This is a genomic window from Anaerophaga thermohalophila DSM 12881, assembly GCF_000191885.1.
GTDB classification, from domain to species: Bacteria; Bacteroidota; Bacteroidia; order Bacteroidales; family Marinilabiliaceae; genus Anaerophaga; species Anaerophaga thermohalophila.
This window is the reverse complement of record NZ_AEWI01000190.1, coordinates 1-1072: the sequence shown is the minus strand read 5'-3', so window position 1 is coordinate 1072 and position 1072 is coordinate 1. Positions and strand designations below refer to the sequence as shown.

Below are 1072 nucleotides of genomic sequence, written 5' to 3'. Positions count from 1 at the left end.
TCCCAATATGGCGGGACTTCGTTTAATCCCCAGAGCTCCTGCTTCTTTTGGGGTAAATCCGAGTGCAATGGCACCGAAAAAAACACCAAAAATACCTATCTGAGCCGCAGCGCCAAAAAAGGCTAACCGCAGATTTCTAAGCATTGGACCAAAATCGGTCAATGCCCCCACTCCCATAAAAATGATAGGTGGCAAAAAGCCGGTTTTTATCAGAGAATAATAAATGTAGTTCATGATACCGTACTCACTGGCAATCTCAAAAAGATTCATATACCTGTGATCGGGAAGCGCTACCATATCGGCAGGCACCACTCCCATATTGCCACCCGGCAGGTTGGCCAGGATAATTCCAAAACCTATCGGTACCAATAACAAGGGCTCATACTTTTTTACAATTCCAAGGTAAAGTAAAACCGCTCCTATAACTATCATTAACAAAACACCGGGGCTTTCGATGATTTGCCCCAGTGCTGTCATTTCGTATAATTGATTAATAACTTCCATACAATTTCTTCGGATCAATAAAAGATCGATTTTGTTGAAAACTCAATAATCCCGAATACTCATTTCGATGTCAGCCAAGCACAACGAGTTCATCGTCTTCCTCAACATCGCTACCGTTTTCTTTGAGTATTTGTTTTATCTCACCACTTTTATCGAAACGGATGGCGTTGTATGTTTTCATTGCTTCAACATACCCGAGGATATCTCCTTCCTTGACCTTATCTCCTACTTTAACAGGGGTTTCGCTTGAATCTTTGGTGAAATAGAACTTTCCTTCGAGTGGAGAAACAACAACTTCACCGTTGACCGAAGTCTGTTGTGATTTCTCACCATTGCCGGATGCTTTCCCGGAAGAATCGGATATCTGAGTGTTGCCTTCGTAAGAAACCGTTACTTCAAAATCCTCTCCATTTACATTAATGTTCATTTTGGAAGGAGCAAATCCGGTTACCGGCGTTGTGCCTGCTTTTTCTCCTTTATTGGCTGCTGAAGCTTCAGCCGTTCTTTTTTCTTTCAGATCGGCTTCAAATGCTTCTTTGGCCTTACCCGACTTATAGTTGCGGTATTG

At 42.4% G+C, this 1072-nt stretch carries 2 protein-coding genes; both read right to left on the bottom strand.

Translation table 11 applies throughout. The annotated features are described in order from the left end of the window. On the bottom strand, positions 1–504 hold a 504-nt coding region (locus ATH1_RS0117550), incomplete at its 3' end, for a sodium ion-translocating decarboxylase subunit beta (RefSeq protein WP_010424923.1). Between the two features lie 70 nt (positions 505–574). Then, positions 575–1072 (bottom strand): biotin/lipoyl-containing protein (locus ATH1_RS19930; protein ID WP_010424921.1); only part of this gene is annotated, 498 nt, incomplete at its 5' end.